Below are 14,623 nucleotides of genomic sequence, written 5' to 3'. Positions count from 1 at the left end.
CATGTCCATGGACCTGGCCACATCCCCGCTGTTCGAACGGCTCCAGCGTGCGGATCACGTGCTCCTCGCGGGCGCGGGAGGCGGCTTCGACATCTACTGCGGCCTGCCGCTGTACTTCCGGCTGCGCGCGATGGGCAAGCGCGTGTCGTTGGCGAACCTGAGCTTCACGGTCCTGGACCGCGTGGATGGACGCGTCGTGGCCCCGGGTCTGATGGAGGTCCGCGCGGAGACACAGGGGCCGGCGCACTACTTCCCGGAAGGCGTGCTCGCCCGTTGGTTCCAGGCGCGAGGCGAGTCCGTCTCCATCTACTGCTTCGACAAGGTCGGGGTCGCGCCGTTGAGCGCAGCCTGGGCTGCGTTGCAGGCGGAGCTGGGCTTTGACACGGTGGTGCTGGTGGACGGCGGCACGGACATCCTCATGCGCGGGGATGAGGCCGGGCTGGGCACACCGGAGGAGGACATCTCCAGTCTGGCGGCGGTGGATTCGCTGACGCTGCGGGACAAGCTCATCGTCTGCCTGGGCTTCGGCGTGGATGCGTTCCACGGCATCTGTCACGCGCACTACCTGGAAGCTGTCGCGGACCTGAGCCGGCGCGGGGCCTACCTGGGCGTCACCGCGCTGCTGCCAGGGATGCCGGAGGTGGACCGCTACCGTGAGGCGGTCCTGTATTCCTCCGAGGAGATGGCCCGGCGTCCGAGCATCGTGTCGCTGTCCGTGGTGGGCGCCATCGATGGGGACTACGGCGACCAGCACCGCACGTCGCGGACGCAGGGCAGCAAGCTGTGGATCAACCCGCTGATGAGCATGTACTGGGCCTTCGACCTGGAGGCCGTCGCCAGGCGCTGCCTGTACCTGGACCTGCTGCGGGACACGACCACCAGCTGGGAGGTGAGTGCGCGCATCGAGACCTTCCGCGCCCGGCACCCCACGAAGCCGTGGGAGGACATTCCCGTCTAGCGGCCCGGGCGGCCGGGGGCTGACAGGCAAGCGGCGCCTTGGGGCCTTCCGAGCGGGGAAGCGGGACTCCGTCCGGAAGCGGGCGTGCCTACGTTTCACCCCAGAGGGCCGGGACCCTCGGGGAGACGACCATGTGGACACGCCACTTCAACGGGGCTCGTCGTGCTGGGTGTGATTGGAACCGTGAGCTTTACGGCCGGCTGCAATGAGCGCCAGCAGCAGGCCGTCAACGAGAACGCCCGGCAGGCCGGGCAGGAGGTAGGCGAGGCCGCCAAGGACGTCCAACATGGCGCCAGCCGGGCTGCGGAGAGCATCCGCGAGTCCAGCCGCGAGGCCGCCGACGGCTTCCGTGAAGGCGTAGGCGGCTCGGGCGACACGGCCTCCGAGGAACAGAAGGCCGACGAGCGCAGCGGGGACGGGCCGGACATCGGCCGCAATCCTGGCATCATCCACGACGGGGAAGGCCCCCTGGAAGAACGCTGAAAGGATGGGACCGTGAGGATGGACTTCATGCGGTGGGGTGGCGCCGCGGCTGTGGCGCTGCTGGCGACAGCGGGCTGCTCGAAGGGAAGCGATGCCGCTGGATCGCCCGAGGACGTCTACCGCCGCTTCATGCTGGCCAACCTCACCGGTGATGAGCAGGCCATCCGGCCCCTCATCCTGGACCATCCGGATGCGGCGCTGCTCTGGCCAGGGAAGGGCTACCCCAAGGACGTGGCGGACGCCCTGGGGGCTCAAACCCGGGAGATGAAGATCACCCGGCTGAAGGAAGCCCCCGACAGCGTCGTCCTGCAAAGCCCGGCTTCCCCCCTTCCCATGGAGGTCCGCCGCGTGAATGGCGAGTGGAAGCTGGATGCATCGCCCATCATTGAGTTCCGGAAGCGGGCCTCGGCCAGCCACTGACGGCGCCGAGGTGTGGCAGGAGCTCCGATGCCTGGGGCCTACCCGCTCCCTCACAGTGTGTTTGAATGTGGACCATGGTTGCGGCCCAAGCCCTCCGTGGTCCTCATGCGTCCTCCGTCCGATGGCTGCTCCTGTTGCCGTGCCTGCTGGCGGTGGCGTGCGTGACGACGAGCGAGGTGACGCGCGTCCCCACGTTGGAGGAGAAGTGCGACGGCGGGAGCGCCTGGGCCTGCGAGACCTGGGGGAAGCAGCTCCAGGTGGACAACCGGACGGAGGAGGCGGACCGGGCCCTGGGGCTCGCGTGCGCGATGGGCTCCACGTCCGCCTGCCTGTCGCAGGGCAGGGACCGGCTGTCGCGGGGCGACCTGGACGGCGCGGAGTCGCCGCTGCGCAAGGCGTATGACGAGGAGTCGGAGGAGGCCACGTTGGCGCTCGCGGACCTCGAGGACGCGCGCGGGGACGTGGCGGGCGCGGCGCACTTCCGCTACGAGGCGCTGTCCATCGACAAGTCGACGACGGAGTTCGCGCTGGGTTGGCGCGTCCCGTTCGACGGCGGCATGGGCATGGCGCTGGACGTGAACGTGCAGCCCATGGGGCTCAAGGCGCGGCGGCTGACGTTGGGCGTCAACGCGAGCGTGGACCCGAAGCGGGTGTCGCTGAACGCCACCGTGGGCTACCAGCACTTCGTGACGAACTGGTTCGCGCCCTATGCCCGGGCGCTGGTGGGCCCGTACCTGGATGACTCGCCCTCGCGGCGCGCCCCCATCAACCTGGGCGCCGAGGTGGGCATGAAGTTCTTCGCGGGGCCCATCGGCCACCTGGGCACCGGGTTTGGCACCTCGCTGGACGGCTCCACCTACTACTTCCTCCAGGCCGGGCTGGACTGGGTGCTGACGCTGGTGGTGCTCGCGCACATGTGATGGCTCAGGCCACGCCCAGCTTGGGGCACACGTCGTTGAGGAGGCACTCCGAGCACTTGGGCTTCTTGGCCACGCAGGTGTAGCGGCCGTGCAGCACCACGGCGGGGCCGAAGAAGGTCCAGTCGTCCTTGGGCACCCGCTTCATCAGGTCCGTCTCGATGGCCTCCGGCTTCTCCTGCTTCGTCAGGCCCAGGCGCTGGCTGACGCGGGCCACGTGCGTGTCCACGATGATGCCGGAGGCCTGCTGGAAGGCGGTGTTGAGCACGACGTTGGCCGTCTTGCGCGCCACGCCGGGCAGCTCCACCAGGTCCTCCATGCGGTCGGGCACCTCGCCCCGGTGGGCGTCCAGCAGCGCGCGGCTCATGGCCTGCACCGTCTTGGTCTTCTGCTTGAAGAAGCCGGTGGGCTTCAAGTCCTCCTCCAGCTCCGCGGTGTCCGCGTCCGCGAGCGCCTGGGGGCCGTCGTATTTCTTCCACAGCTCGGCGGTGACGCGGTTGACGCGCTCGTCGGTGCACTGCGCGGCCAGGATGGTGGCCACCAGCAGTTCGAAGGGCGTGTTCCAGTTCAGCTCGTACTTCGCGTCGGGGTACTTCTCGCGAAGGCGTTCGAGCACCACGGGGACGAGGGCGGCGGGTTTCATGGGTGGGTCCTCACATCGACCGTTCGACGAGCGCCGTCAACTCCGCGTCCGTGAGCGGGAGCGGATTGCCCTTCATGCTGCTGGCGGCGCGGGCCTTGGTGACGAGCTCCGGGATGGCCGCATCGGTGAGGCCCATGTCGCGCAGGCCCCGGATGCGCACGGCGTGGACCAGGTCCTTCACCCAGATGATGCCGTCCTCGGCGCGGGCGTTGGACTGGCCGGTGAGCAGCACCGCCAGCTCGCGGAAGCGGGGCAGGGCGGGGTGGTCCGGAGCACGCGAGCGCAGCGCCTCCAGGTTCAGCTCCAGCGTGGCCCCGAGCAGCGCGGCGCACAGCGCGCCATGGGCCGCGCCGAGCATCCCGCCCAGCGGCGCCGCGAAGCCATGCACCGCGCCCAGGCCTGAGTTGGCGAGGCACAGGCCGCCGAAGAGGCTGGCGATGGCCAGGTCCTCGCGCTCCGCCGGGCCGGGGCCATGCAGCACCGCCTTGCGCAGGGAGCGCGCTGAACGCTGCATGCCTTCACGTGCGAGCGCGTCCGTGAGCGGCTGGGCGCGGATGGACAGGAACGGTTCGATGAGCTGTGACAGCGCGTCCAGGCCGCCGGCCGCGAGCACGTCTGCGGGCGCATGCTCCAGCAGGTCCGGATCCACCAGTGCGACGCGGGGGAGCATCATCGGGCTGCGCAGGCTGGCTTTCACGCCGGCCTCCTTCGAGCCCAGCACCGCGTTGCGCGTCACCTCCGAGCCGGTGCCCGCCGTGGTCGGCACGGCCACGAACGGCAGTGGCGGCTTCGTCAAGGCCTGGCCCCGGCCGATGACCTCCAGGTAGTCCAGCGGGTCGCCCCCGTTGGCGGCGAGCGCGGCGATGGCCTTGCCCGCGTCGAGCGAGCTGCCACCCCCGATGGCGACCACGGCGTCACAGCCGGAGTCCACGGCGGCGGCGGTGCCTTCGCGTGCGAGTTCGACGGTGGGCTCGCCCGGGACGCGGAAGGAGGTGGAAGGGATGCCCAGCCGTTCGAGCCCCGCGCGGACGGGTTCGGCGCGGGCGGGGTTGGTGCCGGTGACGAGCAGGACCTTCCGGCCGCCGAGGCCTCGCACGAGGTCGGGGACTTCCTGGACGCGACCCGGGCCGAAGAGGACGCGGGTGGCGGTGGCGAACTCGAAGGGGGCGGTGGGCATGTCACCAGGCCGCGTCGTCGGGGAAGCGGTTGGAGTAGCGATGGGGGATGCGGGGCTCGGCCAGCATGGGGGCGACGGTGTCACGCCACGTGAGGTAGTGGGCGGTCTCCTTGTGCGCGGCGGGGGCGTCCGGCGTGCGGTAGGCCTCCACGAGGACGAAGCGGGTGGGGTCGTCGTTGTCCTGGCAGACATCGAAGCGGGCGATGCCGGGCTCCTTCACGCTCTCGCGAGCGTTGGCGAGGGTGGCCTGGAGGAAGGCGTCGACGTGCTGGGGCAGCACGTGCACATGGACATGGACGACGAGCAGGCTCGTGGACATGGCGCGCACGGTAGCGCGGGCGTCCCCGAGCGGAAACCGCTAGGGTTCCGGGCCGTTCACTCCCCCATTTTCGGAGCAAGACTGCGCATGGTCTCGGACCTCTTTGACGCGTCCCGCTGGCAGCCGGTGGAAGGCCACAAGTTCAAGGACATCACGTTCCACCGCGCGGTGGACCAGGGCACGGTGCGCATCGCGTTCAACCGGCCGGAGGTGCGCAACGCGTTCCGTCCGAAGACGGTGGACGAGCTGGCCCGGGCGCTGGAGGCCACGCGGTTCATGACGGACGTGGGCGTGGTGCTGCTCACGGGCAACGGGCCGTCGCCGAAGGACGGAGGGTGGGCGTTCTGCTCGGGAGGCGACCAGCGCATCCGCGGCAAGGACGGATACAAGTACGAGCCCGGCGAGGACGCGGCGGACCCGGCGCGGCTGGGGCGGCTGCACATCCTGGAGGTCCAGCGGCAGATCCGCTTCCTGCCGAAGGTGGTGATGGCGGTGGTGCCGGGCTGGACGGCGGGTGGCGGGCACAGCCTGCACGTCGTCTGTGACCTGACCATCGCGAGCAAGGAACACGGGATGTTCAAGCAGACGGACGCGGACGTGGCCAGCTTCGACGCGGGCTACGGCAGCGCGCTGCTGGCGCGGCAGGTGGGGCAGAAGCGGGCGCGGGAAATCTTCTTCCTGGGCCAGGCCTACACGGCGGACGAGGCGTTCCAGATGAACGCCATCAACAAGTCCGTGCCGCACAAGGACCTGGAGAAGGTGGCGCTGGAGTGGGCGGCGGAGATCAACACCAAGAGCCCCACGGCCATCAAGATGCTGAAGTATGCCTTCAACCTCCCGGACGACGGGCTCGTGGGCCAGCAGCTCTTCGCGGGCGAGGCCACGCGTCTGGGCTACGGCACGGAAGAGGCACAGGAAGGCCGCGACGCGTTTGTCCAGAAGCGCAAGCGCGACTTCAAGCGCTTCCCCTGGACGTACTGAGCCTGCGGTACGGGTTGGATGGGACACACCTGCCCTGGTAGGTTGTCCCTCCATGCGCGTACTCCCACTGCTCAGGTGTGGCCTACTGCTCGTCCTGATCGCTTCGCCGTCCCTGGCGAGGGACGTGTCGGACAAGCTCACAATTCGGACGCTCAAGGTCCCAGCCCATCCAGCCCAGGAGGCGTCGTCCATCTATGTCTCCTGGCAGGTGGTGACAGCGCTTCGATTCGAGGCGGAAGTGGATCCCGCCCGGACGAAGTTCCTGGGGTGGGAAGGACGTTTCGAAGCGCCGCTGATCGGCGGCAAGAAGGTCATCCTCGAACCGCTGCGTGAGCTCGACAGCGGCGAAGCGTTACCCCTGCTGGTGACACTCGTTGATGGAACAGACTTCATGTTCCTCGTGAGGGCCAAGGGCCAGGAGCGCTGGGGCTGGATCGACTATCAGGTCAACGTGTTCAAGGACCCCGACAGTTACGATGCGGTCCTCTCGTCGCTCTATGACTCGCTCAGCCGCGAGCGCAAGTTGAGTGAGGAGAATGAGCGCTTCAAGCAGGAAGAGAACTCGGTTGACCACGCCTATGCGACGCTTCTCGCGAATGGACAGGTCAAGAAGACGCCGTTTCGGCGTGCGAAGTTCTGGCGCTCGAAGAACGAAGACATGGACATGGTCGTTGAGGTCTTCTCGGGGCCGGAAAAGGCTGCGGCCGTGATTCACCTGACGAACACCTACCATGGCCAGTCCTGGAGGTTTGACGCGGCCTATCTGACGCGCGACTTCTCCAGTGACACCGCTCGCCCGTTCGCGCTTCGCATGAATCGCTCCGTCCTCGTCGAGGGACAGTCGGGAAGGATCGCCGTCGTTGTCGACAAGAGCGCCTTCGAGGACAAGGAAGGGCAACTGGCCGATCTGGCGCTCCAGATATTCCGGGACGATGGACTCCTCCAGGTATTCGTCGCGATGGATCACACCCTGCTTCGGCAGTAGAAGTGGCGCTCATGCGCATGCCCAAGGCCCTGTTGCTCGGCTCCGTTCTCCTGCTTGGCGCTCCTTCCGGCTGCACTACGGCTGGCGGTGTCGCGCTACGCCCCGACGGCACCCCAGGACCGCAGGAGTGCTCGGCGAAGGCGCTCGAAGTGATGCGGTACCTGAGGCTGCGCGTTGGAGATGCAGCGCTGGTGGATCTCGATGCCAACCAGATCGATGCAAGGCGCATCTCGCTCTACGACGGACCCATTGAGAGCATTCTCAAGGACGACATGGGCACCCTTGAGGCGACGACGCGCTTGTATGGGCAAGTCTGGACGAGCGGGCCCCAGGTCGTCATTCGCTGGTACGAGGCCCACCCGCCAGACGGCGACAAGGTTCCCATCTGCGCTGTGGCTCGGCTCAGCCGGGATCAGATGCGGAAGCTGCCTGAGTCAAAGCCCGGAATGGCGATTCTCGACGGCTCCGTTGCGGCTGCCTACATCGTCGATTCATTTCGCTGACATCTGACTATGGGTGCCGCTGGAGCTTTGATCCTGGTTCTGTAGGAGGACCCATGGCCTACAACTCCAATTTCGACGTCGATGCCGTGATGGGCGTGCTTGGGAGGATTGGTGAGCAGTTCCAGGACGGGGCGCCCGAGGACGAAGCTCTGAGAATCGCCGCGGTGGCGCTGCTCTATGTCCGTGAGAACGGGAAGAGGAGGCGGATGCCTGGCTCGCGCAGGGGCTGGGGCAGGAAGGCGACCTGGTTCGTGTCGCGGGAAAGGGCTTCCGGGTCATTCCTCGCAGGAAGGGCGGCGGGCTGATGTTTCTCCGCACGCCACTTCCCGAGGAAATGGAGCCCTGAGCAGCTCAGATGTTGATGCGAGAGCTGACCGTCCGGACGTCCAGGCCCAGGGCCGCGAAGTCCGCGGCACGGGCCCGGAGCAGCTCCAGCAGCCGGGGATGCATGTCTTCTTCTTCGTTGGACAGGATGAAGCCGTAGTTCGTCTTGGACAGCATCCAGGAGATCCACAGCATCTCCGTCGCTTCGTCAGGCGTCGGCGCGACGTCCAGGTCCTCCTCTGTGGACAGCGCGCCGCCCTTGCCCCAGCGCAACCCCAGACACGAGTACAGGACCTCTCCCGCGTCCTCCCACTGGAGGTTGTTCGCCCAGGCGTGGCGGAACGTCGCGAAGAAGATGACGTAGCGGCAGAGGTGCTTCAGCGCCTCGACCTCACCCGGCTGGGGCGTATCCGTCCGAGTCACGGCGCTCACGGCTTTCGTCGCGGGCTCCGCGACCTTCGCCCCCAGGTCCATGCGCTCCGAGCGCACGAACCACGGCGCTTCTTTTCCTGGAACCGTCGCTCGCAGGTAGCGGCACACGAACGCCGGAGCGGAATGCGCGACCAGGTCCTCCGAGAACCGGCGCACCTCATGCCACTGAGCCTCCACCGCCGCGCCGTGCTCCGTGAAGAACGCGTCGATGTGCTCCCCGAGCAGCTTCCAGAACAACTGCCCCGCCTGCGCGTAGCGGTGGCCCTCGCAGACTGGCGTCGCGGGCGCGAAGCCCTTCCAGTCGTAGCTGCCCATCAGGTGTTCCAACCGCTGGTGGATGGCTGCTTCCGTCAACGCACTGGCCCGCGTGATGTACCCCGTGGGGCCCACCAGGAATCCGGTGGCGGCGTGGTTGATCAACACCACCTCCCGCAGGTGCGGCATGAGCAACCAGCGCAAGGGGTTGTGCCGCAGATTCCGGTGCGCGGCGATGGCGTACTGCTCCACGTTGAAGTGGCACTGCCCCAGGTGATTGCCCAGCTCCACGTCCAGTGTCGCGCTCACCCGAGCCATCCGCTTCGCCGCCTCCCAGTCCGCGCCGTCCGCTGGCGTGTACGTCCGCCGCGTCACCGGTGAGCCGGGCGCCGTCGCTCCGGGCTCCCGCATCCCCAGGATGATCCGCTGGGGCATCAGCTTGCCGTCCACCAGCCTCAGCCGGAGGTCCACGTCCGGCAGGCAATGCACGCCGTCCTGCTCATAGGCATTCCACGGCAGATACAGCCGGAAGGCCTGCGCATCCCCAGGCACCTCCGGGTCCCGGTCCAGGATGCTGGAGAACATCCCGTTGAGCAGCCGCTCCCCGAACCACGCATCACTGCGCGAGGAGCCCGGTGACTCCCGCTCCATCCGGACCGTCGTCGCCTCCGGGTAGTCCGCCTGGATCTTCCCCAGGCTCGGTGCCTGTCCCAGCCGGATCTGCATCTGGTGTTGCCGCTTCACCAGCTCGATGGGCGCGACGGCCTTGAGCATCGCCAGCGCGCGCCCTGGTGCATACGCCGTGGGTGGCGTGCCTTCCTCCACCACGAGCAGCCGCGCCAGCGGCGTCGACGGATCGTATTCCCAGTACGGCAGCCGCAACGTCCCGAAGTCGTGGTCAAAGCCTGCGTGGTCATCCGGCCCCCGCTCGGAACCGATGCGCTTCCACGTCTCCACCACACGGCCGTCCTGCCGGAAGGTGTGCTGCGGTTCGAAGAAGCGCAGCTCCAGGTCCGGCACGTCTCCTTCACCCGCGTCCGCCGGGTCGTAGCGGATGGTGAATGAACCATCGGCGCCCGTGAAGGTCTCGCCCAGGAAGTCGTCCGGAGTGCCGAAGTCCCGGTCCCACAGCTCCACCTTGATGTGATGCATGGGAATGGGGCCTTGCGGCCCGTCCTGCTCGAACATCAGCCGGCCCGTGACGACGGCCGGGAGGGTCAACGGATCCCGCGACGCTCGCGGCGCACGCACACGCTCGACCAGGTTGCGGCTGACCGCCAGCCGCTCCTTCAGCCCCAGCCCCGCGTACCACCGGGCCAGCTCCTCCGCCTCCAGGAGCGGCGGCTCCCCGGCCTTCGAAGCGAACCCCAACGAGGTCAACAGACGGCGCCAGGTGGTGCGCATCAGCTCCGTGCCTCAATCAGGGGACGACGGGAAGCAGGCTTCATCGCGCGGGAAGGTAACACGCCCCGGGGCGAGCACCGCCGCATGCCCTCGCGGTAATCCCATACCCGGGTGTTCGCCCCGGAGGGCAATCCGCTATCGACTTCAGTGCAGGCTCCGAGAGACGTCGCCGTGATCAGCGTCAGTGCGAGGAGAGCCCGGCTTGTCCGTCCCGGTTTCAGCGGCGTACCTTTCGCTTTGCGTGCTAGTGGGGGAATCCATGACCGTCGATTACACGCTGACGATTCGCACGAGCTCGAAGCTCGGCGCGGGGACCAACTCGACCATCTCCGTGGTCCTGGTGGGCACGAAGGGCGAAAGCCAGCCGCGAGTCCTGGACAAGCGCTTCCACAACGACTTCGAGGCCGGCGCGGTGGACGCCTACTCCGTCAGGTCCGAGGACCTGGGGGACCTGCTCCTGCTCCGGTTCTCCAACGCGGGTGGTGGCGTTGGTGGCGACTGGCTCCTCGACTCGGTGACCGTCACCGCGCTGGGGAAGCACTGGTTCTTCCCGTACTACCGCTGGGTCCTGGGCAAGGCCACCGCCGACGTCCTCGAGGGCACCGCCCGGCTGCCCCAGCAGGTCCAGCACGAGCGGGAGAAGGTCGCCCGGAACGACCTGCTCCAGGCCCGCCAGCGGATGTATCCCTGGCGCCCCGCGGAGGCCACCGCCGGGCTGCCCGGCGCGCTCGACATCACGGAGGAGCGCCCGCTGCCGAAGGACGAGCTCTACCGGGGCCTCGTGGACGGCAGCTATGAGGTCGTCATCGCGAAGACGCTCGCGGCCATCAAGCTGCACATGCCCGTGCTCGGCAAGGCGTGGAATGGCCTCGTGGACGTCTTCGACTTCTTCAAGGGCCTCGAACTGCCCGCGATCGCCAGGCGCTGGCAGGACGACACCGAGTTCGCCCGGCAGGCCGTGCAGGGCATCAGCCCCGTCCATATCCAGTCCATCACCGCGCTGCCGGAAGGAATGCCCCTCCAGGACTCCGAGCTGCGGGGCCTGCTGGCTCCTGGCATGACGCTCCCGCAGGCGCTGGCCGGCAAGCGCGTCTTCCTGCTCGACTTCGAGATCCTGGGCGACGTGCCCATGTTCAGGAAGGCGGACAAGGCGGGCGTCGAGGAGCGCCGGTGGGCGCCTGCGTCCCGATGCCTGCTGTACCTGGACGACACGCGGGAACTGCGGCCCATCGCCATCCAACTCGGCCGCGACCCGGCGCTGGATCCGGTGTTCACGCCCAATGACAGCCCGCACGACTGGTTGGCCGCGAAGATCTACCTCCGGTGCAGCGAGGGCAACACGCACCAGATGGTGGGGCACGCGCTCCGGACCCACTTCGTCGCCGAGCCGTTCGTCATGGCGACGATGCGCAACCTCCCGGACCCGCACCCCGTCTACAAGCTGCTGCGCCGCCATTTCCGCTACACGCTCGCCATCAACGAGGGCGCCCGGAAGGGCCTGCTCGCCGCGGGCGGCGTGTTCGACGACCTCATCGCCACGGGTGGCCCCGACCAGGGCCACGTGTTCCTGGGCAAGAAGGGATACAGGGCCTGGACGCTCGCGGACAACAAGCCGCGCCTGGACCTCGAGCGCCGTGGCGTGCTCGACCCGGCGGTGCTCCCGCACTACCCGTACCGCGATGACTCGCTGCTCCTGTGGGAGGCGCTGGAAGAGTACGTGGGCGGTGTGCTGGAGCACTTCTACAAGTCGGACGAGGACCTGGTGCACGACACCGACCTGCGGCGCTGGTGGAAGGACCTCACCGAGCACGGCCTGCCCGTGGAGAAGCTGCCCTGCGCGGAGCTGGAGCGCGTGTCCGACCTCACCGACATCCTCACCACCGTGCTCTTCACGGTCAGCGTCCAGCACGCGGCGGTGAACTACCTCCAGTACGAGCACTACGCCTTCGTGCCCAACGCGCCTCTGTGCATGCGCCAGCCTCCGCCGCGCGAGAAGGGCGTCCTGGGGGAGAAGGACATCGACGCGATGATTCCCTCCAAGACGCAGATGCTCTGGCAGGTGGCGGTGGGCCGCGCGCTGTCCAGCTTCGGGGACGACGAGGAGTACCTGCTGCACGAGGGCGGCTGGCGCGAGGACTACTTCCAGGAGCCGGAGCTCATCGCCATCCGCGACCGCTTCCACGCCCGGCTGCGCGCGCAGAGCGAGGCCGTGAAGGCGCGCAACGCGAAGAGCGCGGTGCCCTACACCGTCCTGCAGGCCGACCGCATCCCCTGTGGCATCACCGTCTAGCGCCGTCAGGAGACTCTGCCCATGCCCAACGCCCTCTCTCGCGGCATCTTCAACCTGTTCTTCGGCGCGAAGCGCAAGCCGTTCGCGTCGCTGCCCGGTCCCCAGCCGGGGATCCTCGGCACTGCTGGGGACTTCCTGGGGGCGTCGCCCTGGGACGTCTGTGCGCGCTATGGCCGCGAGTACGGCGGCGTCACGCTCATCTGGATGGGGCCCAACCCCGGACTGGTGCTCAACGACCCGGCGCTCATCGCGGAGGTCTACGAGTCCCCGCGCCGGATGGAGTTCGAGAAGGGGAACATCAGCGAGCAGATCCGCCCCTCCACGACGGACGACACGGCTTTCACTGCGGAGCTGCGCGGGGATTGGGTCCGGAAGCGCCAGCTGGAGCCCGGCGCGCAGCCGTGGGCCACGGAGTGGCTGGCGGATCAGGTGGGCCCCATGCAGGCGGCGATCTCCGAATCCGTGGACGCGCTGCTGAATCAGAGGAACATCGACCTCACGCCCGCGCTGCGCCGGCTCACCTTCGACGCGTTCTCGGTCGCTTCGGTGGGGGAGAAGCTGCCGGATCAGGTGTTCGAGGACTTCATTCTGCTCGCGAGGGCGGCGGACGCGCGCATCCAGTCGAAGCTGCCGCTGAAGTTCGTAAGGCCGCCGAAGGACTTCGACGTGGCGAAGGCGCGCTTCTACGGGCACTTCGTGGACCGGATCCAGGCGGCTCGCAAGCGGCAGGATCCGCGTGCCGTGGACATCATGTCCCGCTACCTGCGGGAGACGCCGGGCATCGATGATCAGGTGCTGGCGCACATGCTCGGGGGCACCTATTTCGGCGGTGCGTTCTCCTCCAGCGTCACGCTGGTGGGGGCGTTCCACCAGCTCAACAAGTATCCGGACTCCGACGCGCGCCTGGCTGACGAGGCCGCCTCGCTGGTGGCGGACGGACCGCTGACGCTCGCGAAGCTGGACGCCGCGAAGTGGGTGGAGGCCGTGGCGTATGAGGCGCTGCGCATCCTGCCCGCGGTCCGGGTGATGACGCGCACGCCGCCGAAGGACGCGCAGCTGGCCGGGGTCACGTTGCCGGCGGGGGCGATGATCATGATCTCGAACCAGCACCTGCACCGCGACCCGGCGCACTGGCCGGACCCGGACACGTTCAAGCCGGAGCGCTGGCTGGACGGCGGCACGACGCGAGACCCGCTGGGGAGCGGCCACTTCTTCCCCTTCGGCCGTGGGCCGCGCGCGTGCGTGGGCGCGGACTTCGCGATGACGTTCCTGAAGACGGCGCTCGCGACGATTGCCTCCCGCGTGAAGGTCCAACTCGACTCGACGGAGCCCTTCGAGGAGGGCTTCTTCTTCGGCGTGGTGCTGCCGAAGGGTGTCACCGGGAAGCTCGTCGCTCGCGCAGCCTCGTCATCCGCGGACGTGCGCGCCCGGAGTGCATAGGCCGGAGGCCACCACGGTCGCGATATTGAAGGACCGGTTCCTTTGTCACATCAGCGCAGCGCGAACCGCTTCCTGTAGGAGCCCGGAGACAGTCCGGTGCGAGCCTTGAAGCGGCGGCGGAACGATGTGGTGTCGGCGTAGCCGACGGACTGGGAGATGTCCTCCACGGTTCGAGGAGTGGTCTCCAGGAGTCGCCGGGCGGCCTCGATGCGCAGGCGCTGGACGTAGTCCAGGGGCGTATCGCCGGTGGCCTTGCGGAACCGACGCAGCAGCGTGCGTTCGCCCAGGATCGCGGCCCCGGCCGCTCCCGCCAGGGTCACCGGCTCCGAGAGGTGGGCCTCCAGCCACTCCTGGGCGCGCAGCACGGCGGTGTCGCCGTGGTCGCGATGCGTGGCGTGCACCGCGTCGGGGGCGGGGAACCGACGGCCGGGTTCCACCAGGAGCATCCTGGCGCAAAGCGCGGCCAGCTCCGCGGAGACCTGCTTCGCGACCAGGTGCAGGCAGAGGTCCATGCAGGCGGTGATGCCGCCCGTGGTGAGCACGTCGCCATGGTCCACCAGGAGCAATTCCGGCTTGAGCGCCACGCGGGGATAGCGGGTCGCGAAGTCCCGGGCCAGCCCCCAGTGCGTGGTGGCCTCCCGGCCCTCCAGGAGCCCCGCCTCGGCGAGCAGGAAGGCGCCCGCGCACACCGCCGCGAGCTTCGCGCCTCGCGTGTGCTGTCCCGCCAGCCAGTCCGTGGTGGAGCGCTTCGCCACGCGTTGCTCCAGGTCGCCCACGAGCGCGGGGATGATGACGACGTCGAAGCGTTCCGTCGGGGTCGGCACTCGCGCGGCGCCCAGCATCAGGCCATGGAAGCTGCGCACGGGGCCGGCGAGGGGCGCCACCAGTTCCGTCGTGAAGGGTTCTCCACCGCCCTGGTCCCGGCTCAGGCGGTTGGCCATGGCGAACACGTCCAGCGGGCCCGCGACGCTGGAGGCCACGCAGCCCTCCAGGGCCAGCACCGCGACACGAATCGACGAGGACTCGGCAGGCATGCGCGTTTGTCGGTTTCCGCCCCGGATTTGTCGATCCGAACACTCCCGCCGGGGCGCG

Annotated in this window: 15 protein-coding genes; 10 read left to right on the top strand and 5 right to left on the bottom strand. The window is 68.5% G+C overall.

Translation table 11 applies throughout. The features are described 5' to 3' along the window. Position 1 precedes the first annotated feature (1 nt). The 4 genes from D7X99_RS19725 to D7X99_RS19710 all read left to right on the top strand — a co-directional run bounded on the left by D7X99_RS19725 (position 2) and on the right by D7X99_RS19710 (position 2,781). Positions 2-958 carry a DUF1152 domain-containing protein gene (locus D7X99_RS19725; protein ID WP_233613541.1) on the top strand — a complete coding sequence of 319 codons (957 nt, stop codon included), beginning with the start codon at positions 2-4 and terminating at the stop codon, positions 956-958. Positions 959-1,141: 183 nt separating this feature from the next. Next, positions 1,142-1,441 (top strand): hypothetical protein, encoded by a 300-nt coding sequence (locus tag D7X99_RS43170; RefSeq protein WP_199756354.1) that lies wholly within the window; start codon positions 1,142-1,144, stop codon positions 1,439-1,441. 12 nt (positions 1,442-1,453) lie between these two features. Next, positions 1,454-1,861, top strand: coding sequence for a hypothetical protein (locus D7X99_RS19715; RefSeq protein WP_147476191.1), 408 nt, complete (start codon positions 1,454-1,456; stop codon positions 1,859-1,861). Positions 1,862-1,935: 74 nt separating this feature from the next. Next, a complete protein-coding gene (locus D7X99_RS19710; RefSeq protein WP_147476190.1) occupies positions 1,936-2,781 on the top strand; it encodes a hypothetical protein in 846 nt (281 codons plus the stop codon). 4 nt (positions 2,782-2,785) lie between these two features. Here the strand turns inward: D7X99_RS19710 and nth are convergent, their stop codons facing one another. From nth to D7X99_RS19695, 3 genes are read right to left on the bottom strand one after another with little or no spacing between them, the layout of a single operon-like run. Further along, positions 2,786-3,421, bottom strand: a complete 636-nt coding sequence (nth, locus tag D7X99_RS19705; RefSeq protein WP_121752138.1) for an endonuclease III — start codon at positions 3,419-3,421, stop codon at positions 2,786-2,788. A 10-nt stretch (positions 3,422-3,431) separates the two neighbouring features. Next, positions 3,432-4,598, bottom strand: a complete 1,167-nt coding sequence (locus tag D7X99_RS19700) for an iron-containing alcohol dehydrogenase (protein ID WP_121779120.1) — start codon at positions 4,596-4,598, stop codon at positions 3,432-3,434. 1 nt (position 4,599) lies between these two features. Next, positions 4,600-4,917: a putative quinol monooxygenase gene (locus D7X99_RS19695; protein WP_121779119.1), complete on the bottom strand. Its 318-nt coding sequence runs from the start codon at positions 4,915-4,917 to the stop codon at positions 4,600-4,602. Positions 4,918-5,004: 87 nt separating this feature from the next. On the opposite strand from D7X99_RS19695, the gene D7X99_RS19690 reads away from it, so the two are divergent. Genes D7X99_RS19690 through D7X99_RS19675 form a run of 4 tightly spaced genes read left to right on the top strand, consistent with a single transcriptional unit; the run spans position 5,005 to position 7,691 of the window. Further along, positions 5,005-5,898, top strand: coding sequence for a 1,4-dihydroxy-2-naphthoyl-CoA synthase (locus D7X99_RS19690; RefSeq protein ID WP_120577562.1), 894 nt, complete (start codon positions 5,005-5,007; stop codon positions 5,896-5,898). Positions 5,899-5,950: 52 nt separating this feature from the next. After that, entirely contained in the window at positions 5,951-6,883 is a 933-nt protein-coding gene (locus D7X99_RS19685) for a DUF2381 family protein (RefSeq protein WP_121779118.1), read from the top strand. An 11-nt stretch (positions 6,884-6,894) separates the two neighbouring features. Beyond that, entirely contained in the window at positions 6,895-7,386 is a 492-nt protein-coding gene (locus D7X99_RS19680) for a serine/threonine protein kinase (protein ID WP_121779147.1), read from the top strand. A gap of 53 nt (positions 7,387-7,439) precedes the next feature. Further along, positions 7,440-7,691, top strand: coding sequence for a hypothetical protein (locus D7X99_RS19675; RefSeq protein ID WP_306414345.1), 252 nt, complete (start codon positions 7,440-7,442; stop codon positions 7,689-7,691). Between the two features lie 46 nt (positions 7,692-7,737). Here D7X99_RS19675 and D7X99_RS19670 read toward each other — a convergent pair whose 3' ends face one another. Further along, positions 7,738-9,801 carry a lipoxygenase family protein gene (locus D7X99_RS19670; RefSeq protein WP_121779117.1) on the bottom strand — a complete coding sequence of 688 codons (2,064 nt, stop codon included), beginning with the start codon at positions 9,799-9,801 and terminating at the stop codon, positions 7,738-7,740. A gap of 259 nt (positions 9,802-10,060) precedes the next feature. Between D7X99_RS19670 and D7X99_RS19665 the strand changes: the two genes are divergently transcribed. Then, positions 10,061-12,091 carry a lipoxygenase family protein gene (locus D7X99_RS19665; RefSeq protein ID WP_121779116.1) on the top strand — a complete coding sequence of 677 codons (2,031 nt, stop codon included), beginning with the start codon at positions 10,061-10,063 and terminating at the stop codon, positions 12,089-12,091. A 21-nt stretch (positions 12,092-12,112) separates the two neighbouring features. Continuing rightward, entirely contained in the window at positions 12,113-13,531 is a 1,419-nt protein-coding gene (locus tag D7X99_RS19660; RefSeq protein ID WP_121779115.1) for a cytochrome P450, read from the top strand. Positions 13,532-13,581: 50 nt separating this feature from the next. Here D7X99_RS19660 and D7X99_RS19655 read toward each other — a convergent pair whose 3' ends face one another. Then, positions 13,582-14,565, bottom strand: a complete 984-nt coding sequence (locus D7X99_RS19655; protein ID WP_158627036.1) for a GlxA family transcriptional regulator — start codon at positions 14,563-14,565, stop codon at positions 13,582-13,584. Positions 14,566-14,623: the final 58 nt, after the last annotated feature.

Source organism: Corallococcus sp. AB032C (assembly GCF_003668935.1).
GTDB lineage: Bacteria > Myxococcota > Myxococcia > Myxococcales > Myxococcaceae > Corallococcus > Corallococcus exiguus.
The sequence above is the reverse complement of the archived record's forward strand: the minus strand, read 5'-3'. Positions and strand labels throughout refer to the sequence as shown.

Bases quoted from the DNA above. Each gene is read 5' to 3' on its own strand.
- D7X99_RS19700 (WP_121779120.1), bottom strand. From the start codon at position 4,598: ATGCCCACCGCCCCCTTCGAGTTCGCCACCGCCACCCGCGTCCTCTTC.
- D7X99_RS19670 (WP_121779117.1), bottom strand. From the start codon at position 9,801: ATGCGCACCACCTGGCGCCGTCTGTTGACCTCGTTGGGGTTCGCTTCG.
- D7X99_RS19690 (WP_120577562.1), top strand. From the start codon at position 5,005: ATGGTCTCGGACCTCTTTGACGCGTCCCGCTGGCAGCCGGTGGAAGGC.
- D7X99_RS19655 (WP_158627036.1), bottom strand. From the start codon at position 14,565: ATGCCTGCCGAGTCCTCGTCGATTCGTGTCGCGGTGCTGGCCCTGGAG.
- D7X99_RS19685 (WP_121779118.1), top strand. From the start codon at position 5,951: ATGCGCGTACTCCCACTGCTCAGGTGTGGCCTACTGCTCGTCCTGATC.
- D7X99_RS19665 (WP_121779116.1), top strand. From the start codon at position 10,061: ATGACCGTCGATTACACGCTGACGATTCGCACGAGCTCGAAGCTCGGC.
- D7X99_RS19695 (WP_121779119.1), bottom strand. From the start codon at position 4,917: ATGTCCACGAGCCTGCTCGTCGTCCATGTCCATGTGCACGTGCTGCCC.
- D7X99_RS19710 (WP_147476190.1), top strand. From the start codon at position 1,936: ATGGTTGCGGCCCAAGCCCTCCGTGGTCCTCATGCGTCCTCCGTCCGA.
- nth (WP_121752138.1), bottom strand. From the start codon at position 3,421: ATGAAACCCGCCGCCCTCGTCCCCGTGGTGCTCGAACGCCTTCGCGAG.
- D7X99_RS19660 (WP_121779115.1), top strand. From the start codon at position 12,113: ATGCCCAACGCCCTCTCTCGCGGCATCTTCAACCTGTTCTTCGGCGCG.
- D7X99_RS19725 (WP_233613541.1), top strand. From the start codon at position 2: ATGTCCATGGACCTGGCCACATCCCCGCTGTTCGAACGGCTCCAGCGT.
- D7X99_RS19680 (WP_121779147.1), top strand. From the start codon at position 6,895: ATGCGCATGCCCAAGGCCCTGTTGCTCGGCTCCGTTCTCCTGCTTGGC.
- D7X99_RS19675 (WP_306414345.1), top strand. From the start codon at position 7,440: ATGGCCTACAACTCCAATTTCGACGTCGATGCCGTGATGGGCGTGCTT.